Source organism: Roseovarius sp. (assembly GCF_027019125.1).
Lineage (GTDB): Bacteria > Pseudomonadota > Alphaproteobacteria > Rhodobacterales > Rhodobacteraceae > Roseovarius.
The window spans coordinates 23,080-44,080 of sequence record NZ_JALUXE010000024.1; the positions used below are offsets into that span (position 1 = coordinate 23,080).

The 21,001-nt window shown below is 64.4% G+C and carries 20 protein-coding genes; 7 read left to right on the plus strand and 13 right to left on the minus strand.

Going from position 1 to position 21,001, the window contains the following annotated elements; translation table 11 throughout:
* Window position 1 precedes the first annotated feature (1 nt).
* From fdhF to MVC20_RS07455, 6 genes are all read right to left on the minus strand, one after another.
* A complete protein-coding gene (gene fdhF, locus MVC20_RS07430; protein WP_297539932.1) occupies window positions 2–2,896 on the minus strand; it encodes a formate dehydrogenase subunit alpha in 2,895 nt (964 codons plus the stop codon).
* Window positions 2,893–4,401: an NADH-quinone oxidoreductase subunit NuoF gene (locus tag MVC20_RS07435; protein WP_297539934.1), complete on the minus strand. Its 1,509-nt coding sequence runs from the start codon at window positions 4,399–4,401 to the stop codon at window positions 2,893–2,895. The genes fdhF and MVC20_RS07435 overlap by 4 nt, the downstream gene beginning before the upstream one ends.
* Window positions 4,398–4,874: a formate dehydrogenase subunit gamma gene (locus MVC20_RS07440; protein ID WP_297539936.1), complete on the minus strand. Its 477-nt coding sequence runs from the start codon at window positions 4,872–4,874 to the stop codon at window positions 4,398–4,400. Before MVC20_RS07440 ends, MVC20_RS07435 begins: the two co-directional genes overlap by 4 nt.
* A gap of 89 nt (window positions 4,875–4,963) precedes the next feature.
* Window positions 4,964–5,851, minus strand: coding sequence for a LysR family transcriptional regulator (locus MVC20_RS07445; protein WP_297539938.1), 888 nt, complete (start codon window positions 5,849–5,851; stop codon window positions 4,964–4,966).
* A gap of 92 nt (window positions 5,852–5,943) precedes the next feature.
* On the minus strand, window positions 5,944–6,120 hold the full coding sequence (locus MVC20_RS07450) for a hypothetical protein (RefSeq protein ID WP_297539940.1): 177 nt from the start codon (window positions 6,118–6,120) through the stop codon (window positions 5,944–5,946).
* Between the two features lie 27 nt (window positions 6,121–6,147).
* The gene (locus MVC20_RS07455) at window positions 6,148–7,368 is read right to left on the minus strand and encodes an FAD-binding domain-containing protein (RefSeq protein WP_297539942.1); all 1,221 of its coding nucleotides are present in this window, start codon (window positions 7,366–7,368) and stop codon (window positions 6,148–6,150) included.
* 166 nt (window positions 7,369–7,534) lie between these two features.
* Here MVC20_RS07455 and MVC20_RS07460 point away from each other — a divergent pair, with 166 nt between their 5' ends.
* Genes MVC20_RS07460 through MVC20_RS07470 form a run of 3 tightly spaced genes read left to right on the plus strand, consistent with a single transcriptional unit; the run spans window position 7,535 to window position 11,003 of the window.
* A complete protein-coding gene (locus MVC20_RS07460) occupies window positions 7,535–8,374 on the plus strand; it encodes an alpha/beta hydrolase (protein ID WP_297539944.1) in 840 nt (279 codons plus the stop codon).
* A gap of 29 nt (window positions 8,375–8,403) precedes the next feature.
* A complete protein-coding gene (locus MVC20_RS07465; RefSeq protein ID WP_297539946.1) occupies window positions 8,404–9,456 on the plus strand; it encodes a hypothetical protein in 1,053 nt (350 codons plus the stop codon).
* Window positions 9,456–11,003 carry an ABC transporter ATP-binding protein gene (locus tag MVC20_RS07470; protein ID WP_297539947.1) on the plus strand — a complete coding sequence of 516 codons (1,548 nt, stop codon included), beginning with the start codon at window positions 9,456–9,458 and terminating at the stop codon, window positions 11,001–11,003. Before MVC20_RS07465 ends, MVC20_RS07470 begins: the two co-directional genes overlap by 1 nt.
* Before the next feature lie 57 nt (window positions 11,004–11,060).
* On the opposite strand, the gene MVC20_RS07475 is transcribed toward MVC20_RS07470, so the two are convergent.
* The 6 genes from MVC20_RS07475 to MVC20_RS07500 form a co-directional block, all read right to left on the minus strand.
* The gene (locus tag MVC20_RS07475) at window positions 11,061–12,041 is read right to left on the minus strand and encodes an FAD:protein FMN transferase (RefSeq protein WP_297539949.1); all 981 of its coding nucleotides are present in this window, start codon (window positions 12,039–12,041) and stop codon (window positions 11,061–11,063) included.
* A complete protein-coding gene (locus MVC20_RS07480; protein WP_297539951.1) occupies window positions 12,022–14,229 on the minus strand; it encodes a PepSY domain-containing protein in 2,208 nt (735 codons plus the stop codon). Before MVC20_RS07480 ends, MVC20_RS07475 begins: the two co-directional genes overlap by 20 nt.
* 11 nt (window positions 14,230–14,240) lie before the next feature.
* The gene (locus MVC20_RS07485; protein WP_297539952.1) at window positions 14,241–14,711 is read right to left on the minus strand and encodes a DUF2271 domain-containing protein; all 471 of its coding nucleotides are present in this window, start codon (window positions 14,709–14,711) and stop codon (window positions 14,241–14,243) included.
* A 72-nt stretch (window positions 14,712–14,783) separates the two neighbouring features.
* Window positions 14,784–15,122 carry a hypothetical protein gene (locus MVC20_RS07490; RefSeq protein ID WP_297539953.1) on the minus strand — a complete coding sequence of 113 codons (339 nt, stop codon included), beginning with the start codon at window positions 15,120–15,122 and terminating at the stop codon, window positions 14,784–14,786.
* Between the two features lie 171 nt (window positions 15,123–15,293).
* Window positions 15,294–15,950: a cytochrome b/b6 domain-containing protein gene (locus MVC20_RS07495; protein WP_297539955.1), complete on the minus strand. Its 657-nt coding sequence runs from the start codon at window positions 15,948–15,950 to the stop codon at window positions 15,294–15,296.
* The gene (locus MVC20_RS07500) at window positions 15,943–16,224 is read right to left on the minus strand and encodes a PepSY domain-containing protein (protein WP_297539957.1); all 282 of its coding nucleotides are present in this window, start codon (window positions 16,222–16,224) and stop codon (window positions 15,943–15,945) included. The genes MVC20_RS07495 and MVC20_RS07500 overlap by 8 nt, the downstream gene beginning before the upstream one ends.
* A gap of 146 nt (window positions 16,225–16,370) precedes the next feature.
* Between MVC20_RS07500 and MVC20_RS07505 the strand changes: the two genes are divergently transcribed.
* The gene (locus tag MVC20_RS07505; protein WP_297539959.1) at window positions 16,371–17,030 is read left to right on the plus strand and encodes a response regulator transcription factor; all 660 of its coding nucleotides are present in this window, start codon (window positions 16,371–16,373) and stop codon (window positions 17,028–17,030) included.
* Complete coding sequence (locus MVC20_RS07510) at window positions 17,027–18,394, plus strand: ATP-binding protein (RefSeq protein ID WP_297539961.1); 1,368 nt, start codon at window positions 17,027–17,029, stop codon at window positions 18,392–18,394. Before MVC20_RS07505 ends, MVC20_RS07510 begins: the two co-directional genes overlap by 4 nt.
* A 219-nt stretch (window positions 18,395–18,613) precedes the next feature.
* Here MVC20_RS07510 and MVC20_RS07515 read toward each other — a convergent pair whose 3' ends face one another.
* Window positions 18,614–19,468 carry a DUF4394 domain-containing protein gene (locus MVC20_RS07515; protein WP_297539963.1) on the minus strand — a complete coding sequence of 285 codons (855 nt, stop codon included), beginning with the start codon at window positions 19,466–19,468 and terminating at the stop codon, window positions 18,614–18,616.
* A gap of 163 nt (window positions 19,469–19,631) precedes the next feature.
* On the opposite strand from MVC20_RS07515, the gene MVC20_RS07520 reads away from it, so the two are divergent.
* Window positions 19,632–20,204, plus strand: a complete 573-nt coding sequence (locus tag MVC20_RS07520) for a sigma-70 family RNA polymerase sigma factor (protein ID WP_297539965.1) — start codon at window positions 19,632–19,634, stop codon at window positions 20,202–20,204.
* On the plus strand, window positions 20,201–20,896 hold the full coding sequence (locus MVC20_RS07525) for an anti-sigma factor (RefSeq protein WP_297539967.1): 696 nt from the start codon (window positions 20,201–20,203) through the stop codon (window positions 20,894–20,896). Before MVC20_RS07520 ends, MVC20_RS07525 begins: the two co-directional genes overlap by 4 nt.
* Window positions 20,897–21,001: the final 105 nt, after the last annotated feature.

Sequence of the window (21,001 nt, forward strand, 5' to 3'; positions counted from 1 at the left end):
GTCATTCCGCCGCCGGCAGGATCCGGCGCGCGCGGGTCGCCTGCGCCGCGTAATCCTCTTGCCAGTCCGTCGGCCCGTTCGAGAGCGAAACCTGCACCGCCGTCACCTTGTATTCCGGACAGTTGGTGGCCCAGTCGGAATAGTCGGTCGTGATGACGTTGGCCTGCGTATCAGGGTGGTGGAAAGTGGTATAGACCACGCCCGGACTGACACGATCGGTCAACTTGGCCCTCAGCGTCGTCTCACCCGACCGGGAGGCCAGCCGCACCCAGTCACCATCGTTGAGACCCCGGTTCTCGGCATCGTGCGGATGAATCTCCAGCACGTCGGCCTCATGCCACACCACATTGTCCGTGCGTCTTGTCTGCGCGCCGACATTGTATTGCGACAGGATGCGACCGGTGGTCAGCAGCAGCGGAAAGCGCGGGCCGGTCTTTTCGTCTGTCGCCACGTATTCGGTGACGATGAACCGTCCCTTGCCCCGCACGAAGCCATCCACGTGCATCAGCGGCGTGCCGTCCGGATGCGCTTGATTGCACGGCCATTGCACCGATCCCTTTTCCTCGAGCAGGGCATAATCCACCCCGGCAAAGGATGGGGTTGTCGCCGCGATTTCATCCATGATCTGGCTGGGATGGGTGTAGGCCCAACCGGCCCCCATGGCGTTCGCCAAGAGTTGCGTCACCTCCCAATCGGCATAGCCGTTCTTCGGGGCCATGACCCGGCGCACGCGGTTGATGCGGCGCTCGGCATTGGTGAATGTCCCGTCCTTTTCGAGGAAGGTCGAGCCGGGCAGAAAGACATGCGCGTAATTCGCCGTCTCATTCAGGAAGAGGTCATGCACGATGACGCAGTCCATCGCCGCAAGGCCCGCCGCCACGTGTTTGGTGTCCGGATCGGATTGCAGAATGTCCTCGCCTTGGCAATACAGCCCCTTGAAAGAGCCTTCGACTGCCGCGTCCAGCATGTTGGGGATACGCAGGCCGGGTTCCGGATCGATCTCGACGCCCCATGTGGTCTCGAATATCTCGCGCGCCTCGGACAGCTTTACATGGCGATACCCAGGCAATTCGTGCGGGAAAGACCCCATATCACAGGAACCTTGCACGTTGTTCTGACCGCGCAGCGGGTTCACGCCCACACCGGGGCGGCCGATGTTGCCGGTCAGCATCGCGAGGTTGGCGATGCCCATCACGGTTGTCGAGCCTTGGCTGTGCTCGGTCACGCCCAGCCCATAATAGATTGCGCCATTGCCACCACGGGCAAAGGTGCGGGCCGCCGCGCGCAGTTCCCCTGCGGGAACCCCGGTCAGAAGCTGGGTCGCCTCGGGCGAGTGGCGCGCGTCCGAAACGAACTCGGCATAGACCTGGAACTCATCCCAGTCGCAGCGCTCGCGGATGAAAGCCTCGTCCATGAGCCCCTCGGTCACGATCACATGCGCCAGCGCGGTCACGACTGCGACGTTGGTGCCGGGTGTCAAGGCAAGGTGGTGCGCCGCCTGGATATGCGCCGACTTTACAAGGTCGATGCGGCGCGGGTCGATGACGATCAGCTTCGCACCGGCGCGCAGGCGCTTTTTCAGCCGGCTGGCAAAGACGGGGTGACCGTCGGTCGGATTCGCGCCGATGACGATGACGACGTCGGTCTGTTCGACGCTGTCGAAATCCTGCGTCCCGGCAGAAGTGCCAAAGGTCTGGCCCAGACCATAGCCGGTGGGCGAATGGCAGACCCGCGCGCAGGTGTCCGTGTTGTTGTTGCCAAAGACTGCGCGCGTCAGTTTCTGCACAAGATAGGTTTCCTCGTTCGTGCAGCGGCTTGAGGTGATGACGCCGATGGACTTCTTGCCATAGGTCTGTTGCAACCCGCGCAAGCGGTTCGCGGCAAAGCTCAGCGCCTCGTCCCAGCTGACTTCGCGCCAGGGCTGGTCAATCGTGTCGCGGATCATCGGGTTCAGGATGCGGTCGCGGTGGTTGGCATAGCCATAGGCGAACCGGCCCTTGACACAGCTATGCCCGCGGTTGGCCTTGCCGTGCTTGTAGGGCACCATGCGCACCAGATCATCGCCCTGCAATTCCGCCTTGAACGAGCAGCCCACGCCGCAATAGGCGCAGGTGGTCACGACAGAGCGATCCGGCGTGCCCATCTCGATGATGGATTTTTCCTGCAGCGTCGCGGTCGGGCAGGCCTGCACGCAGGCACCGCAGGACACGCAGTCCGAGGACAGGAAGTCATCCCCTGCCCCGCCCGCCGACACGCGGCTGTCGAACCCGCGCCCTGCGATGGTCAGCGCAAAGGTGCCCTGCACCTCTTCGCAAGCGCGGACGCAGCGGTTGCAAACGATGCATTTGGACGGATCGTAGCTGAAATAGGGGTTGGAATCGTCCTTAGGCAGCCATTCGGGATTAGCCTCGCCACTGGTGTTGCGCGCGGCAAAGTGGTTGGCCATACCGCCATGTTCCGGTGCCTTGTAGCGCACATCGCGCAGGCCGACCGCCCCCGCCATGTCCTGGAGCTCGCAATCGCCATTGGCCGAGCAGGTCAGGCAGTCCAGCGGATGATCCGAGATATAGAGCTCCATGACGCCCTTGCGGATCTTGCGCACCTTGGCCGAGTTGGTGTCGACAACCATGCCCGGCAGAACCGGCGTGGTGCAAGAGGCGGGCGTGCCTCGGCGCCCTTCGATTTCCACCGCGCAGAGACGACAGGATCCGAACGCCTCAAGATTGTCAGAAGCGCAGAGCTTGGGGATCTGGATGCCGATTTCGGCCGCCGCACGCAGCACGGACGTGCCCTCGGGCACGGTGACCTCAAAGCCGTCGATGGTGAGGGTGACCGGCTTGCCCGTCTTGGCGGGCGTGCCCATATCGCGGTCGTCAGGAATGATGAAATCCTTCATTCGGCGGCCTCCTTCAGGCGAGCGAAATCGTCGGGGAAATGGGTGACGGCGGACATGACCGGGAACGGGGTAAAGCCCCCCAGCGCACAGAGCGAGCCGTCCTTCATGGTCTCGCACAGGTCGGCCAACAGCGGCAGCGCGTCGGCGTCGCCCTGCGCGATCCGGTCGATGGTTTCGACGCCACGCACCGCCCCGATCCGGCAGGGGGTGCATTTGCCACAGCTTTCGACCGCGCAGAATTCCATGGCAAAGCGCGCCATGCCCAGCATGTCGGTCGTGTCGTCGAAAACGGTCAGCCCGGCATGGCCGATCAAGCCGCCCGCCACGTCGAATTCTTCGTAGCCCAGCGGTGTGTCGAATTTTGACACAGGCATATAGGGCCCTAGCGGTCCACCGACCTGCACCGCCTTGACGGGGCGGCCCGAAAGGGTGCCGCCGCCAAGGTCATTCACCACATCGCCAAGGCTGATGCCAAAGGCGGTCTCGAACAGCCCGCCGCGCGCCACATTGCCCGCGATCTGGAGCGTCACGGTGCCACGCGACCGGCCAAGGCCGAAATCGGCGTAGTGCTGCGCGCCCCTCTCGAAGATCACCGGCACGGTCGCGAGGGAAATCACGTTGTTCACCACGGTCGGACGCCCAAGGAACCCTTCGAGCGCGGGCAGCGGCGGCTTGGCACGCACCACGCCGCGTTTGCCTTCGAGCGAGTTGAGCAAAGACGTCTCCTCGCCGCAGACATAGGCGCCCGCACCCTTGCGGATTTCCATGTCGAAGGCTCGGCCGGATCCCAGCACGTTGGCCCCCAGCAGCCCTTCGGCGCGGGCAATCTCGACCGCGCGGGTCATAACGGCAATCGCGTCCGGGTATTCCGACCGCAGGTAGACATAGCCCTTGGTGGCACCAACGCCGATTCCCGCGATGGTCATGCCCTCGATCAGGGTAAAGGGGTCGCCCTCCATCACCATGCGGTCGGCAAACGTGGCGCTGTCGCCCTCGTCGGCGTTGCAGACGATGTATTTCTGCGGCGCGTCGGCATCATGCACGGTCTGCCACTTGATGCCGGTGGGAAAGCCCGCGCCGCCCCGTCCACGCAAACCGGACGTCTTGACCTCGTCGACGATCTCCTGCCCGGTCATGGCCAGCGCGCGGCGTAGTCCGACAAGGCCACCATGCGCCTGATGATCGGCCAGCGACAGAGGATCGATCACACCGACACGGGCGAAGGTGAGGCGGGTCTGGCGCTTCATCCAGTCGAGATCTTCGACCGGGCCAAGCGCCTTGGCGCTGGTGCCGTCCAGGATGCCCGTCACGTCGGACGGGTCCGTCGGGCCAAAACCGTGGCGCACACCGTCCACTTCGACCTCGACCAGCGGTTCCAGCCAGATCATCCCGCGTGAACCGGTGCGCACGATCTGCGCCTCGGGGGTGGCGGCACGCAGGGCGGCAACCACCTCCTCGGCCCCCAGAGCCTTTGCGGCACTGTCCATGGGTACGTAAATCTTCATGCGCCTGCCTCCGCCAGCAGCTTGTCCAGTTTTGCCGCATCGACGCGCCCCACGACCCGGTCATCGACCATCGCTGCCGGCGCGCAGGCACAAAGGCCAAGGCAATAGACAGGTTCGATCGTCACCGCGCCATTCGCCGTTGTGCCGTGCCAATTCAGACCCAACTTGGCCAGAAGCGCGTCCGCCATGGCAGCACCGCCAACGGACTGGCAAGCCTCGGCGCGGCAGATCTTGAGCACATGACGCCCGGCAGGTTTTTCGCGGAAATCGTGGTAGAAAGTGATCACGCCATGCAGCTCGGCGCGCGTGATGTTCAGCCTATCGCAGATCGGCGCATGTGCCTGCGCCGGCACATATCCGAACGCCTCCTGCAAGGCATGCAGCATCGGCAATAGCGGCCCTTCGAGGCGGGCGTGAGCGTCGATGATCCGGGTGATCTCTTCGACGTCGATGACGGTGGCAGGTTGGGCCATGGCTGTCGTCCTCCAATTTGGCCCACCTTGGCACACAGAGCCGGTTGCCGATCAATAACGGCATTCCGTGAGTCGATAGGTGTTTTGGATCAAACGGCCGCAGGCAGGCGCCGCGCTTCGGTCATCAGGGCCGATAGAACCGGCGTACGCGGATCGCAGTGCGGCAGGATCAGCCCCACTTTCTGTGGTCGCTTTTCCCCTTCGAGCGGCACAAGCGCGAGGTCCTTGCCCGCCGACAGAAAGCTGGCCACGTCGCCGGGCAGGACCGTCATGCAATGGCCCGACACCACGCTCGCAACCAGGGCAATGATCGAGTTCGATTCAATGCAGGTCACAGGGGTCACACCGTTGTCGGCGAACAACTGGTTGATGATTCGCCGATTCTGCATGTCGGGCGTCAGCAATGCCAGTGTCTCCCCGTCCAGATCGGACCATGCCATCCTTGTCTTTTTCGCGTGCGCAGACCTTTGGGCACACACGAGAATGTAGCTTTCATCATAGAGCTCTGCGGTATCGACACGACCAAGCGGCTCGTTCTCCAGATATGATATTCCGGCATCGGCCTCGAAATCGTCGAGCATTTGCAGGATCTCGCGCGAATTGCGCGACAGAATGGTAAACCTGACATTGGGGTGACGTTCTGAAAAAGCCGTGCAAAGCCGCCCCGCCCAGGTTTGCGCAGTGGGGATCACCGCCAGCCGCACCTCTCCGGTCAGGCCCTGCCGACTGATGCGCATCTCGTCGCGCAATTGCCGCGCATCATCGACAATCCGTTTGGCCCAGCTGAGTGCTGTCTGTCCCTCGGGCGTCAGCCCTCCATAGCGCGAGCCGCGATGCACCAATTGCACGCCCAACTGCGCTTCCAGTTGCTTGATACCGGCTGACAGTGTCGGTTGCGCAATGTTCAAGCGCTCAGCGGCGCGCCCGAAATGGCATTCCCTTGCAAGGGCTATAAACATTTCCAGTTTATCGAGCACGATAAAGATTCCCGATCAAAATTTTTAAACTTAATCGGAAATTCAAAACACCGCGCGACTAGGCACCTGCGACAGCAGCCCCCTCGAATGCGTCAATCATTCGAGGCAGCCTCGAACTCCGGTTCCTTGCGCGGAGGCTGTTTCTTGTCCGGCGACATCAGCAGATTGCCGAAGAACGCCACGACCAGAGGCGCCGCCCAGCAATAGAGCGTTGCTTTCCAGAGCGAAGGTGCGGGTGATTCCCGCGCAACGTTTGCAAGACGCAGCACGAAAAATCCCGCCCGACCGCGCGCGCGTTAACAAACGAGGCCGGCATCCCTCAGGATTAGCGGGATTTTCTGCTTTACCTTGAAAAAGCCCGCCGTGGCATGCGGCCAGATTGCGACGTCCCACGCGCGCCGCCACTCGGCCCATGCAATCTCCCGGCCCGCAAGATGGGGACGCGCGGCGTCGAGCCAGTCATACAGCGGGCCGCGCGTGACATATGGCGTCACAATCTGCGTCGCCCCCGCCCTGACCGCCCGATGGACCAGAGCCTCGAGATGATCGGCACGCACCATCTCGGCATCCATGTTCAGCCGTGCAGCGGCATCCCTCAACGCCCCCTCTTCGAACCGGTGAACCGCCTCGGCCACAGGCAGGGGCGAACGTAGCTGACTACTGGCCAGCATGACCACCGCGCGGATATCAAGCATGGCGTGATCAAAATCCTCAACCCGGCAATCTTCATCCGTCAGCAAAAGCAAGGTGGGGCGACCGGATTGCGGGGCCTGCACCGGGCGCAGCGGCTGAAGCGGCGGCAGCCCCTCCGGCTCGGTTGCCTCAAGGCCGTGGGTCACTTCCGCGAGGTCCTTGGCGCGCGGCGCAAAGCGGCCATTGGTAAAGGTGGCGATATTGTCGGCGCGCGCCGGATAAGGCTTGCCCCGTGTATGCAGCCCCGCCACCCAGCGCCAACCCAAGGTATTCGCGGCCGCATCCCCGTCCAGCAGGTGACGATAGAAAAAATCCGCCCCCAAACGCCACGGCAACCCAAGCGTGAATATCCAGATAGAGGCAAACCACATCCGCGCGTGATTGTGCAGATATCCGGTTTCGACCAGTTCGGCGGCCCAGGCATCGAAACAGGCCAGCCCGGTTTGCCCCTCTGTGGCGCGCTCAAAGTCGCGGCGCAGGCGGCGATCCTGGTCGAGCGCGGCCAGATCATTCTCAAGCCCCTTCACATAGCTGGACCATACCTGGGGTCTGTGCTCCAGCCAGCCCTTGAAGTATCCGCGCCAGATCACCTCCTGGACGAATTTCTCGGACTGTTCGGGACCATGTTCTTCAAGAGCAGCCGCGACGACCTCGCTCTCGATCACCAAACGCCGCCGGATATAGGGCGACAGGCCGGACACCGCGTGATGCGCGCCCGGCCCATGGTCCGTGTTGCGGCCATTGGCATAGCGCCGCCCCATATGCGGCGCAAAAGCGGCCATGCGTGCCACGCCTTCGGCACGGGTCGCAATCAGATCGGTCATCGCGGCTGTCATCCCTCGCAAAACACCTGTGGAGAGGACAGATGACGCGCCCTCTCCGGATTTCAACACGAGCACAGCCTATGGTCCCTCAAGGAATTCTTTGCCCGCGTGGAATAATCCTGCGAGTGCCCCGTTTCCCTAGCAGAACATCATGCAGGAGACGCACATGCACCGCCACACATTCGCAACAATCGTCACTCCGCATCGGGTCGCCTCGTCATCCGGCACCTTGACCGCACGGGTCATCACACCTGCGGGACGGTCTGGCCTGTCTCCGCTGGTGGTTCTCCACGGTATCTCGCGCAACGCCGATGAGTTGGTCGATCTGTTCACACCAGAGGCCGAGACAAGCGGGCGCGTCGTGGTCGTGCCGCATTTTTCCGAACCGGACTGGCCGCATTTCCAACGCCCCTGCCGCGCTGCGCGGCCCGATCAGGCGCTCTTGGCGGTGCTGTCACATCTGGCCCAGGGCGACGCGGCCTTTGCCGGGCCCGTCGATATCTTTGGACATTCCGGGGGGGCACAACTCGCCCATCGCTTTGCAATGCTCTATCCGCATCGCGTGGGGCGCCTCAGCCTCGCTGCTGCCGGGTGGTATTGCCTGCCTGATGCCAGCATGGCCTATCCCTATGGGCTGGGGGTCGATGAAGATCCCGCAAGCCTGTGCTGGGCACGGCGACATGAGCAGGCCCTCGGCGCATATCTCCGCCTGCCGGTTCAGGTCTTCGTCGGGCTTGAGGATTCCCTTCGCGACGACACTCTGCGCAAGACCCCCCGGCTCGACCGTCTTCAGGGGCCGACACGGATCGCAAGGGCCCGGACCTATGTCGCGCACTTCCGCAAAGCGGCGCAGGCCAAGGGGATCACCCCCGACATCACACTGACCCATTTGCCGGGGATTGGTCATGACGTGACCCAAGCCATTCGCGACGCCGGGCTGGCGACCAAGGTGGCCCGAGGCGTCAACACATCCCGCAGCTGGTTTCCCCTCGAAGTCGCAAGCTGATCTCACACCCTCACCTCAGGATAACGCCCATGACACATGACATGCTTTCTTGCCTTGCAGATGCCAAATGGACCTTTTCGACCCGGCGGGTCGATCACGCCGACATTTCCGGACTGGACACCGACTTTGGCGCAGCCCGTGCCGGGGATCTGATCCTGGCCCAGGTCGCAAGCCTTGGACAACACCATCGTGTCCAGCTCGCCACGGGGCGCCCATCACTGATCTATCCGGGAGATATGGTGGTTCTGGCCTGTGGAGCGCGCTATGCGCCCGATCAGTTCGAAGGTCTCGCGGAAATTGATCCCAAAGGGGCCGACCTCTTGGCAGGTGGCGGCTGTATCGGGCGGATGGTATCCCGAAATGAACGGATCAAGACTGCGACCCGCCTTTTGCCCGTTGGCCGCCTGCTTGATGACGCGGGCAAGCCCGTGAACCTTGACCGCTATGCCCTTTCGCCCCTCGCCGGCACCCGCGACATTCCGGTGATCTTTGTTCTTGGCACCGCGATGAACTCGGGCAAGACCTTGGCCACCGCGCAACTGTCGCTTGGGCTGCGGCGGGCGGGCTACAAGGTGGCCGCGCTCAAAGGAACCGGCACAGGGGCCTTTGGCGACTTCAACGAATATGCCGACACCGGGGCGCATTGGGTGGCCGATTTCACTGACGCGGGTATGGTCACGACCTACCGCGAACCGCTCGAGCGGGTGAAGGCCGGGCTTGACCTCTTGTTGGGACATGCGGCGCAACGGGGGTGCCAGATCGCCGTCATGGAAATCGCCGACGGGCTTTTCCAGCGTGAGACCGGCGCATTGGTCGCGGACCCTTGGTTGCGCGCGCGGCAGTCGGGCCTGATCTTTTCCTGCGGCGATGCCGTCGCGGCGGCGGGTGGGGTGGCCGAACTGGCCCGGCACGGGCTGCGCCCCGATGCGCTGACCGGCATCCTGAGCTGTTCACCGATGGCTGCGGCCGAGGCAGAGACCGCCACCGGCGTGCCGGTCCTGCGCAAAACCGATCTGGCTGATCCGGCTGAGGCGAATGTCTTTGCCTTGCGCGCGTTGGGCACGGATCGGCGGGCCGCGTGATGGCGTTGCCCCCGCTTCTGGATCGCGGACGCGGGCGCGGCCTTGCCCTTGTTGCCGCGCTGACCCTGGTGCAGGGCGCGGCGGCCGGGGCCGCCGCCTTTGCCACCCGCGCGCTGTTCGAAGGGATGCACAGCGGCGGCCCGCTGTCGCTGACCGGCCTGACCGTGCTTGCAGGGGCTGGGGCTATGATCGCCGTCACCCGCATCGCCGCACGATACCTGGGCGAAAGCATCGGTCAGGACTATGCCCGCCAGATCAGGGCGGCCCTGTTCGAGCATGCGGCACGCATGCCCGCAAGCGCCGTGGCAGAGCGGCGCGCCGGCTATATGTCGCTGCGCTTTGTCGGCGACATGACGGCCTTTCGCAACTGGGTGGGCTTGGGTCTGCCGCGGCTTGTCGCGGGGTCCGTGCTGATCCCGGCGATGCTTGTCACCCTCTGGCTCCTTGACCCGATCTTTGCCCTGGCCGTGGTGCCGGTTTTCGGGATCACTCTGCTTGCCATCGCGCTTGGGGGTTTGCGGCTGATCCCGTTGCAGCGCCGTCTGCGGGTGCGGCGCGCCCGGATCGCAGCCGACATGGCCGAGCGGATGCCGCTGGCACCACGGCTGGACCGCCTGGGCCGACGCGGCAAGGAACTGGCCCAGCTGGACAAGCGCACAGAGGCGATGATCCGTGCCGCCCTGCGCCATCGCCTGAGTGCCGAAACCCTCAACGCCCTGCCCGATCTCGCGGCGGGGATTGCCGCGGCGCTGGTCATTCTGACGGGGCACCGCGCGGGGCTGGGACCAGGCAACATTGCCGCTGCGCTGGCCGTTCTCGGCCTCTTGCTGTCGCCCCTGCGCGATCTGGGGGGGGTCTGGAACCATCGGGCCGCCTTTCGGGCCGCCGCGATCAAGGCGCATGCCGCGCTGTCGCGACAGAAACGCGATCTCTACCGGGCTGGTCAGGGTCTGCCAAAAGGGCCGGTCGATGTCACGTTCGAGGATGTGCCCCTGCCATCCGGGCAGATCTTGACCCTGCACACCAAGGGCGGAACAGAAGCCTATCTGGCCATTGACGAGTTCGATGCGCAGGCTGTCCGCGACATGCTGCTTGGGCTCGATACGCCAACTGCGGGGCGGATACTGCTGTCCGGCGTTGACCTGCGCGATCTGAGCCGCGGCAGCCTGCGCCGCAATGTGCAGTGCCTCAGCGCGACCCCCGAGCTTTTGCAAGGGTCCTTGCGCCGCGCCCTCTTGATGGGGTGTGACCATCGCCCGGAGGAGGAAACGCTAGAGCACCTAGCGCGCGACCTGGGGCTCGGCCCCCTGCTCGACCGGCTGGGGGGATTGAGCGGAACCGTTCTGGAGGGCGGCAAGAACCTGACCCACACCGAGCGTCTTGCGCTCAGCCTTGCCCGTGTCCGGCTTGCGCAACCCAAGCTGCTCTTGCTGGCACCCGAGGTCGATGAGAGCACCCGGGTGCGATTGCCCAGTCACCTGCGCAAGCGGAACACGACCGTCATCCAGCTTGGCAGCGCGCGGCAGGCGAGATCCAGTGCAGCCTGAACAGGCACGCGATGCATGGCAATCCGGGCATAGGGCCTGAGGACGGTGGTCTGCGCCCTACCGTCCTGCCTCAAGGCTCTGAGACATCGGATCCGTGGAAAACAATCGCCCAACCCCGATGCTTCGCAGGGACTGCCCCTCCTCCCGCAAGAGGAAGAGCGCATCAAGCCCACGCTGTCGCGCAAGCGTGGCACCCGCATCCGGCCCCAGCACCATCAGTGCTGTCGCCCAGGCATCGGCCTCTGCACAGGTCCGGGCCACAACGGTGACAGAGGCGGGCGCGGCCATCAGGGGCGCGCCGCGCGTCGGGTCCATCGTGTGCGACAGACGCCGCCCCCGCACCTCGACCCAGTGGCGATAATCCCCCGAGGTGGCCACGGCGGCATCTGAAAGCGCGAGGATGGAGTGGGGCGTTCGGCGCGCACTGTCCGGCGATTCGACGGCGATGGTCCAGGCCTCCCCATCGGGCCGCAGACCAAACGCACGCATCTCGCCGTCGATCCCGACCAGGCCATCGGAAACGCCATGACCGCGCAAGACCTCAGCCAGCCGGTCGACCCCGTAACCCTTGGCAATTCCATTGAGGTCAATCGCAATGGGCGCACGCTTGCAGGCCCGCAAGCCGTCAATCTCCAGCACCTCATGCGCCGGGCATCTTCGCTCGGCCATCGCCGCGCGAATGCCCTCGGGCGTGGGCGCATCCGGTCCAAACCCCCAGGCCGTGACAGCATCGCCCATACCAATATCGAAGGCCCCACCTGAGGCCTTTCCGATGCTGAGGCCAAGGCGCAAGACCTCTGCCAGCCGCGCGGGCACCGCCACCCACTGAGCCACCGGTGCCCTGTTCAGGCGCATCAGGTCGCTCTCCGACTTCCAGGTCGACATCTGCCTATCCACCTCATCGACCGCCGCCTGCAGTGCGGCCTTGATCGCGCCCGTGTCGGAACCGGGTTCCATGAAGAACAGCGCCGACCACCGCGTGCCCATCGTTGCACCGTTGAGCGCTACGCGCCCGCGCTCAGTAAACGTCTTCGACATACCGCCCCTCCGCCTTGAGCATCGCAGGCGAAAGCCCGGCTGGCGCCAGAATGTCAGCCAACGCATCGGCCACACCCGCCGCCATGTCGCGCCCGCCACAGACCATCACGCGGGCTCCGTCGCAGATGAGGCGCACAACCTCGGCGGCGTCACCGCGCAACGCGTCCTGCACATAACGGGGCCGCGCCGAGCGCGAGACCGCCGTAACCAGCCGCGTCAGCCGCCGCTGTGCCTGCCAAAGAGGCATCTCTTCGTCATAGAGCAAATCGCTGTCGGGATGGCGCAGGCCAAAGAACAGGTGAATGGGCCGATGGCGGGCATTACCACGCACGAACCCTGCCAATGGGGCGATGCCGGTGCCCGCACCAATCAGGATCAGCGGCGCGCGGTCCCGCCCAGCGTGAAAACCGGGATTGGGGCGTGGAAACGCGCGCACCGTGTCCCCCGGCTCCAACGCCGCGAGTTGACCGGAACAAAGGCCACCGGGCTGTTTCTTCACGACAATCTCGAGAAATCCATCGCGGCGCGCAGAGGCAAGCGAATAGAGCCGAGGCAGCGCGCTGCCCTCAGGCAGAATGCCGATCAGATCGCCAGCCTCGAACCGGGCAAAGCCGCCCCCGGTCAGCCATTGCCAGAGCGTGAGCTTCGGCAGGGCAAACCGCAGGATCGCGGTTGGTGCCTGAACCTCGGCACCGTAATCCCGGCGAGACACGAGCGTCAGCGTCTCGGTGTGCGGCAGCACAGGCTGATGCGCCATGTCGAGGTCGCACCCCAGAACCTCGCCTAGCGCGCGGCCCCAGCGGGCGAAATCCTGCGGCGACTGGCGATCGACCGTATCCAGCGGCACAAGTTGGGCCCAACCCTGTGCCAGGGCCACCGCGGCGACCTCTTCAGCATAGGCGCAATAGGCCGGAAAGGTCCGGTCGCCAAAGCCAACCACGGCCAGCGGAATGCGGCGGGCAGTTTCGGCCTTTCGCAACCGCTCAAGAAACCCGGTGGCAGAGGTCGGTGCCGCCCCGTCGCCATAGGTCGCGGCAAGCAGAATGATCCTCTCGGCGGCATCATAGCGCTCTGGAGCAAAGCCTGACATCGCGCCGACATGAACGCGGTGCCCGGCCCGTTTCAGCGCGGCCTGCAATGTCGCGGCAAAGCCCCAGGTGCTGCCCCCCTCGCTGCCGACCAAGACGATCGTATCGGCGCGTGCCATCGACATGTTGCCCCGTATCCGAGGCCGCCCACGTCGCCCGGCAAGCCAGACCCAAACGCCCGTCACGCCCATCACCGGCACCCCAAGCGCCAAGAGGCCAAGGATCAGCCCCAGCACCGCTGCACCCTGTCCGGTGTGCAGCATGACAAGGGTATCCGACACACGCGCCCATCCGGCCAGGTCCGCCCACCCCAAAAGCGCGCCCGTGCCCTGATCAAGATACCCGGTGCCCTGATCCGTCCGCAGCGTGTAGACATCCGTCGCATCGCCCGGGAAGGGAAAATTCAATTCGCGAAGAGCGCTCACAGGCGTCTGGTTCAGAACCGGGATACGGGCCAATGCGACCCCGGTCTCTCCGCTCACCTCTGCCGGCATGGCAAGCGCGGGATCACTGTCCGGAAGCAGATCAAAGGTCGAGGCCGCCATCCAGAGGGCCGTGCTGGACGACAGGACAAGGCCGATCACCGCAATGCGCGCGACTTCTACATGGAAACGATGGGCGCGCGGCCCGCGCAACCGCGCAAACCAGTTCCGCCAGCCCCCCACCCGGCGCATGACCAGCACCCCGCCCGAGGCCGAAAGAACCAAGAGCGCCGCTGCCCCTATCGCCATGGTGATGCGACCGGCATCCCCCAGGAACAGCGAACGGTGCAGGTTGGTGAGCCAACGCTGGACCTGGCTTGGATCGGCCGCGGCCACGCCCTGCCCGGTCGCGGGGTCGATCACGGCGGCACCGGGCGCGCCCTGATCGAACCAATAGGCCGTTATCCTCCCCGAAGGCGCGCGCCGGATCTGTTCGACACCCGGATAGACGGCCTGAATACGATCCGCCAGGCGCGCAACCGTCAGCCGTGTCTCTGCCTGCGGTGCGGTCAAACGCTCGGCCGCAGGAAAGACCGACAGCGCCGCGCCGCTCAGGGAGAGGATGCAAACGAGCGCCAAGGCCAACAGACCCGGCCAGCGGTGGAATGCGCGGATCATGGTCCCTGTCCTCACATATCGTAGGCAAAGCTGGCAACGTAGCGGCGACCCGGCACCGGCGCGCCTGCGCCCGTGGTGGTCAAGGGCACAGCCACCTCATTGGGGCTGTCGCGCATGTCCTCGACGGCCGCATCAATGTGGAGCGTATAGCCAGCGTCAAAGAGCGCATCCGCCAGATCAAGTGTGATTTCAAGCGTGCGACCCGCCCCGACGCTGGCGCCCGTGATGCCGTTGACCTGCGCCGTGTCGCCACCCGTGGCGCGATACCAGTCGCTCAGATGTTTGTAATATTTAGATTTTCCGCCTGCCATCCACAGGCTACCGGCATAGGCCCCGGACGCATCCGTGACGTAGAGCGCGAGATATGCACCATCTCCACCATAATTGGTCAGCGCCGTGGTCAGCGTCACGGGACGGGCCATGGCAATCGCGGGAAGCGTCAGCGCGGTGGTCAGGGCGAGGGTTGCGAGAAGCGATTTCATCTATGAATTCCTTGTTTCAGTGTGTGACGTTCAACGTGCGGCGCAGCAGCTTCCGCCGCGCCGCAGGATGGATCAATTGACCTTGACTTGCGGCGGGGTGCCGGTACCGAAAAGGCCGTTCTGCGGCGGGGCGACGGTGCCGGCGGGGGCTGGATTGCGGGCACCACCGCGATCATGGTCATCGTCGTCATCATCATCGTCGTCGTCATCATCGTCGTCCCGGTCATCACGGTCGTCGTCGTCATCACCGCTCACACGCACGAGGGGCAGCGCTTGCGTGCCCTCGTCGAAATGCGCAGCGAGCGGCCAGAGGTCCTCGCCGCCAGAGACGCGCATCGTACTCCAAGCCGGGACACCGATGGCGGCGGTCAATGCGGTCGAGGCGACAAGAAGTGTCAGGGTCTTTTTCATGGCAGGGTCTCCTTTCGTCTGCTGCACCCAAATTCGTGCGCCGACCTGAGGAAACCCTGACATCACAGCGTTTTTCGCTTCAGCTTGACGTAAGCAAGAAAAAGGCCCCGCAGTGGACTGCGAGGCCAGTTGCAATCTCAGGGGCGGCCAAGATTTGCTGTATGTCGCCCCTTAGCCAATATCATCGGGACCGGCCCCACGTTTTTCCCCTGTGACCATCGCCCGAACAAGGTTTTCGCGGTGCCGGACCGAGGCCAACACGACACCGCCGACGTGCAGCGCCACCAACACGAGCATCAGGTTGGCCAGTGTTTCGTGGACTTCCTCCAGCACGCCTTCGGCCCCGGATTCCCTGTCGCCGTCATCATCGGCCCAGGCGGGGGCGACGATCTGTGGCATATCGGGCAAGAGGGCCAGACGGTCCGGTTCAGCCATGAGCCAACCGGTAAAGGCGGTGCCCGAGAGCGTCACCAGAAGGGCTATCACCATGGCTGCACCCGCCGGGTTGTGGCCAATGTAGCGCCGCTCGGTGCCGCGTGCCATGTCCCCAAGATAGGATACGAGCGCACGGGGGCCTCTCACGAATTGGGCAAACCGGGCATAGTGACTTCCGACAAAGCCCCAGATGACGCGCAGGGCGATCAGGCCAAAGACGACATACCCCGCAATTTCGTGCAGTCTGTCGAGTTCCTCGGCACTCAGCCACGCCACGGCGAAAGCTGCGACAAGGCTCCAATGAAACATCCGCACCACCGGGTCCCAGACCTTGATCCCTGCGGCTTTGCGCGTGTCGGTTTGCGCCATCGTTCGCGGGTTTGCGTCACTCATCGTCTTCATCCTCATATTCGACCTCGATCACCTCGAGCGTCGCCGGATGGACCGTCACTTCGATCCGTCGGCCAGTCGCGTCGCGGCCATGGATCTCGTAGCAACCATCGTCGATCTTGATGCGGCGCACGGTCCAACCCTTCTCCTCGGCCATCTGGGCCACGGCATCGCGCGGTTTCCAATCGGCCATCGGCACAAAACAGTCATCGTCCGCCAACGCGGCACCAGCCGGAAACACCGCGAGAAATCCCAGAATTGTCACGGTCTTCTTCATGGGCCAAACTCCTTTTTGCGGCTAACGTGACAGCAACGATGCGCGACAAAGCTGACAGGAGCCTGAAGCGACGAGGCCGCGCACGTCAGGTTTGCGTCATACAGGCCTGCGAGAAGCCGGGACGGGGCAGAAAGGAAACAACACCCATGCGCATCCTGTTGATCGAGGACGACACGGTTCTTGGTGCCGCAGTGCGCGACCAGATCGCGGGCGATGGTCAGTCTGTCGATTGGGTCACGCGGCTTGATGCCGCGAATGACGCACAGCGCAGCACGGCCTATGATCTGATCCTGCTCGACCTCATGCTGCCCGACGGGCGCGGCATCGGCTTTCTCAAGAGTTTGCGCGCACGGGGTGACGTGACGCCGGTCATCATCCTGACCGCGCTGGACCAGATTTCCGACCGGATCGAGGGGTTGAACGCAGGGGCTGACGATTATCTGGTCAAACCCTTTGATTTGGCAGAACTATCCGCGCGTATCGGGTCCGTCGCGCGGCGCTATAGCGGCAACCCGAATCCGGTCGTCACCCACGGCCCGCTCGACATCGACCTTGCGGCGCGCAGCGTGCACCGTGATGGCAAGCCGGTCCAGCTGACCGCGCGGGAATGGGCGCTGTTCGAAGCGCTGCTTGCACGGCCCGGCCAGCTTTTGTCCAAGGCACAGCTGGAAGAAAAGCTCTACAGCTTCGACGCCGAGGTGGAAAGCAACACGATCGAAGTCCATGTCAGTCGCCTGCGCAAAAAGCTTGGTGCCGCCATCATCGAGACCGAACGCGGTATGGGTTACCGCTTGGGCAAAGCATGAGGTGGCCTGCCAGTCTTCAGGCGCGGCTTGGGCTTACACTTGGCCTTGTGCTTACGGTTCTCTGGCTGTTGGCCGCCTCGGTGACAGCCTTGATCGTCCGGGACGAGATGGACGAGGTGTTCGACAGCGCCCTGCGCGAAACCGCAGAGCGCATCCTGCCCTTGGCCGTGACCGACATCATCGGCCGCGAGGATCAAGGCGTCACACAGCGCCTGGCGCCGATCCGCGCGCATGACGAGTTCTTTACCTATCTCGTCCGCGATGCCGAAGGGCGTATCCTTTTGCAATCCCATGCCGCGGATGCGTCCATGTTTCCGCCCTGGAACGGTTCGGGATTTCACGAGACCGCCAGCCATCGCTTTTACAGCGACGCAGCCCTTCAGGACACGGTCCGCATCACCGTTGCCGAACCGTTGGCGCATCGTGCCTCTGTCGCGCGGGAAATCCAGATGGGCCTCGGCTTGCCGTTGCTGGTGATGCTGCCCATTGCACTGGCCGCCATCATCTTCGCCGTTCGTTTCAGTCTTGCGCCACTCCGCCGGTTCCGCACCACACTCGAGGCACGCGGCGCGCGTGACCTCTCGGAGGTTCCCGCAGACGATCTGCCTTTGGAAATCACCCCGCTTGCTGCGACCCTGAATAGCTTACTCTCAAGATTGCGCGACGCTTTCGAGGCCGAGCGCAGCTTTGCGGCGAACGCGGCACATGAACTACGGACGCCGCTTGCCGGGGCCATCGCACAAGCGCAGCGCCTCAGGACCGAGACATCGGACCCGGCCACAGGCGCGCGCGCCGCAGAAATCGAGGCCACGCTCAAGCGCCTGACCCGGTTTTCCGAGCGCCTCATGCAGCTTGCGCGCGCCGAAGGTGGGCGGCTGCGCATGGATCATCCAACCGATCTGCGAGACGTCGCACGTCTGGTGGTGGACGATCTGGAACGCATGGCCGCGCCGGGGCGCATCACGCTTACCCTGCCGGACAGGGCCGTTCTGTCGGATATCGACCCGGATGCTTTCGCAATCCTCTGCCGGAACCTCGTGGACAACGCGCTCCGCCACGGGGCACAGAGCGCTCCGGTCGATGTGGCACTGACGGCAGAAGGACGGCTGGTGGTGGCCAATGAGGGGCCGGTTCTGCCGCGCGACACCCTCAACCGCCTGACGACCAGGTTTGAGCGTGCGCAGGCGACAGAAGAGGGCAGTGGGCTGGGTCTCGCCATCGTTGCCGCAATCGCGGAACGGATCGGCAGTTCGCTAAAGCTGGCCTCGCCGCGCCCCGGGGCGACGTCCGGATTTGAGGTCTCCGTCGTACTTCCGACAGAGGCCAAAGACGGCCCCGCAGCCCGCGAGACCACTGGCCCATGACGATGAGACAGCATGTTCAGCGGATCAGAACTTATTCAAATGAACACAAATACCTATGCGACATCGCCGCGCGACACCCTCACCCTGACCTCAGCCGCGATCCGTTATCGGGACCGGACGCAGCCCACGCGATAAAGCCGCTTTATACGCAAACCCCCGGTCGATGACCGGGGGCGGTGGCATGATGACGACGCGCGCCGCAGGCGACCCGAGCCGGGGCTATTGTGCCTGCGCGACCGCGAAGCCGGTGAATCCACCCATGCCAAGGTCGGCCAAAGCGGTGAGCGCCCCGGTGCCCAGATCAACCGAATAGAGACCAGCGGTCGCTGCCCCCTCGATCTGCAGAATGGCATAGGCCATATCCGTGCCTTCCTTAGGCGAGGCAATGTCAAACCCGCCCCAGTCGGAGACATCCACGGTCGCGCCGTCAAGGCTCAGGTGCCCCACGCTGGCCAGTTCACCGGCGTTGTTGGCCAGTGTCACCAGCGCATTGGCCCCGGCATCAAGCGCGTATTGCGCGGTCGATGCGGCCTTGGCCCCCGGAATGGCGTTGGTATAGGCATTGGCAAAGATCACCGGGTCGGCGCCCGCCGACATATCGCCCGCAACATAGAAAGCATCGGTAAAGCGGCGAACGGAATTGGCGCGCTCATCATTGTCGCCGAACCCTTGCGGAAAATAGACGAGGTTAGAGCCATCGGCCCCAACCGCGCGCACGGCGTCGATCTGATTGTTGAAGTCAAAGGCCACGGCCCCTTCGCCGATCACCGCATCCTCCATGAAGGTGGCACCAAGATCCGTAAGTTGGCCCGAGGCCGGATCGACCGCGTAGATCGCGCCATCGGCATAACCCAGAAGCTGACCTGTGACCGGGCGATAGGCAATCGCGCGCAGAGGCGTGGCGAGGGCGTGCGTTTCCACCGCGCCGGGCTGTGACAGGTCGGCCATGGTGACAAGCGTGCCGCCATCCGCAGCCAGCGCATAGCCCTTGAGCATGACATGATCGTCGGCCTGAGCGGCGGTGGCAAACATGGCGGCGACGGTGGTCAGGGCATATGTGGTCTTGAACGACATGAAAAAGTCCTTTCTTGTTGTATTGGGCCGCCCAATGCGGGCCAATTCGGAACAGCCACGACTCGACTGGAGCGAAAGTTTCACGGCGTGGGACATTTTTTGGACAAGGCCAGACCGATCGACACGAATTCCGAAACTGCGCCGTTCTGGCCCGCAACAGACAATGGCGATCCCCCCGCAGACCGCAGGGGGTGCGCGCGTGTCTGACGATCTCGAAGATCTCATTTCACGCTGCGCGCTTGGGGATCGCGCCGCCTTTGCCGCGCTGTATGATGCGACAAGCGCGAAACTTTACGCGGTCTGCGCCCGTGTCTTGGGTCAGGATCATGCCGCCGAGGACGCCATGCAGGACGCCTACGTCAAGATATGGGCCCATGCCGGGCGCTACCGCGTCACCGGACATGCACCGATGACTTGGCTCATCACGATTGCGCGCAACACGGCGATTGACCGGCTCAGGGCGCGGCGGCTGCATCACGACATCGAGGAGCATCACGGAGGCATCGCCGCGCCGGGACCAAGCCCTGAGAGCGTGGCGCTGGCGCGGTCCGAGGCGGGGCGAATTCAGCGCTGTCTGGAAGAACTCGAACAAGACCGGCGCGCGGCCATCACCGGTGCCTATCTCGACGGTCTCAGCTACGCCGAATTGGCCACGCGCGCGGGTATCCCGCTCAATACCATGCGCACATGGCTCCGGCGCGGGCTTGCAGCCTTGCGGGAGTGTATGAGCCGATGACCGACACCTTGGATGATGATGACATGCTGGCGGCGGAATATGCGATCGGTCTGCTCACGGGCGAGGCGCTCGAGGCGGCGCACGCGCGCGTCGGGTCTGATCCGGCGTTTGCCGCGCGTGTCCTGCGTTGGGAGCGGCAGCTTGCGCCGCTGGCCGATCTGCCGCCCCTGGCCCCGCCTGCTGGGGCACGTGCCGCACTCTTGCAGCGGCTGTTCCCTGAACCCGCGCGCGCGCCGTTCTGGCAGCGTCTTGGGCTGTGGCAGGCGCTGGCGGGGGGCGCGGTGGCCGTTGCGGTGGCGCTGGCGGTGTTGAACCCGGGGCCGGTTGCGCCGCCCCAGACCGGGCCGCTCTACGCGGCAGAGATTGCGTCGCAAACCGGCGACTTCCGCGTTGTCGCACTGGTGGACAAGGCGCAAGACGAGGTCTTTCTAACCCGAACCGCCGGGGCAGCCCCCGCAGGGCGCATTCTGCAAGTCTGGGCGCATGGGCCGGACGAGCCTGCGCAATCCGTGGGGCTCTGGCCCGATGGAGAGAGCGTGACGTTGCCGCTGCCGCGCGAGATTGCAGCGGTGCGGGGCACGCTGACCTTGGGCATTTCCGAGGAACCGCCCGGTGGCTCGCCAACGGGCCGGCCATCGGGGCGCGTGTTCGGCACGGTCGATATTCCGGGCGTGACGGGAACGCAGGACTGAGCCGCTGTCCCTTGGTCCGCATAGGGGGGAGAGGGCGCCGGTCATGGCGGTCTGGAATCCGCTTGTCGGGGGCAAGCCTGATATGATCAAGTGAAAAGCGGATTA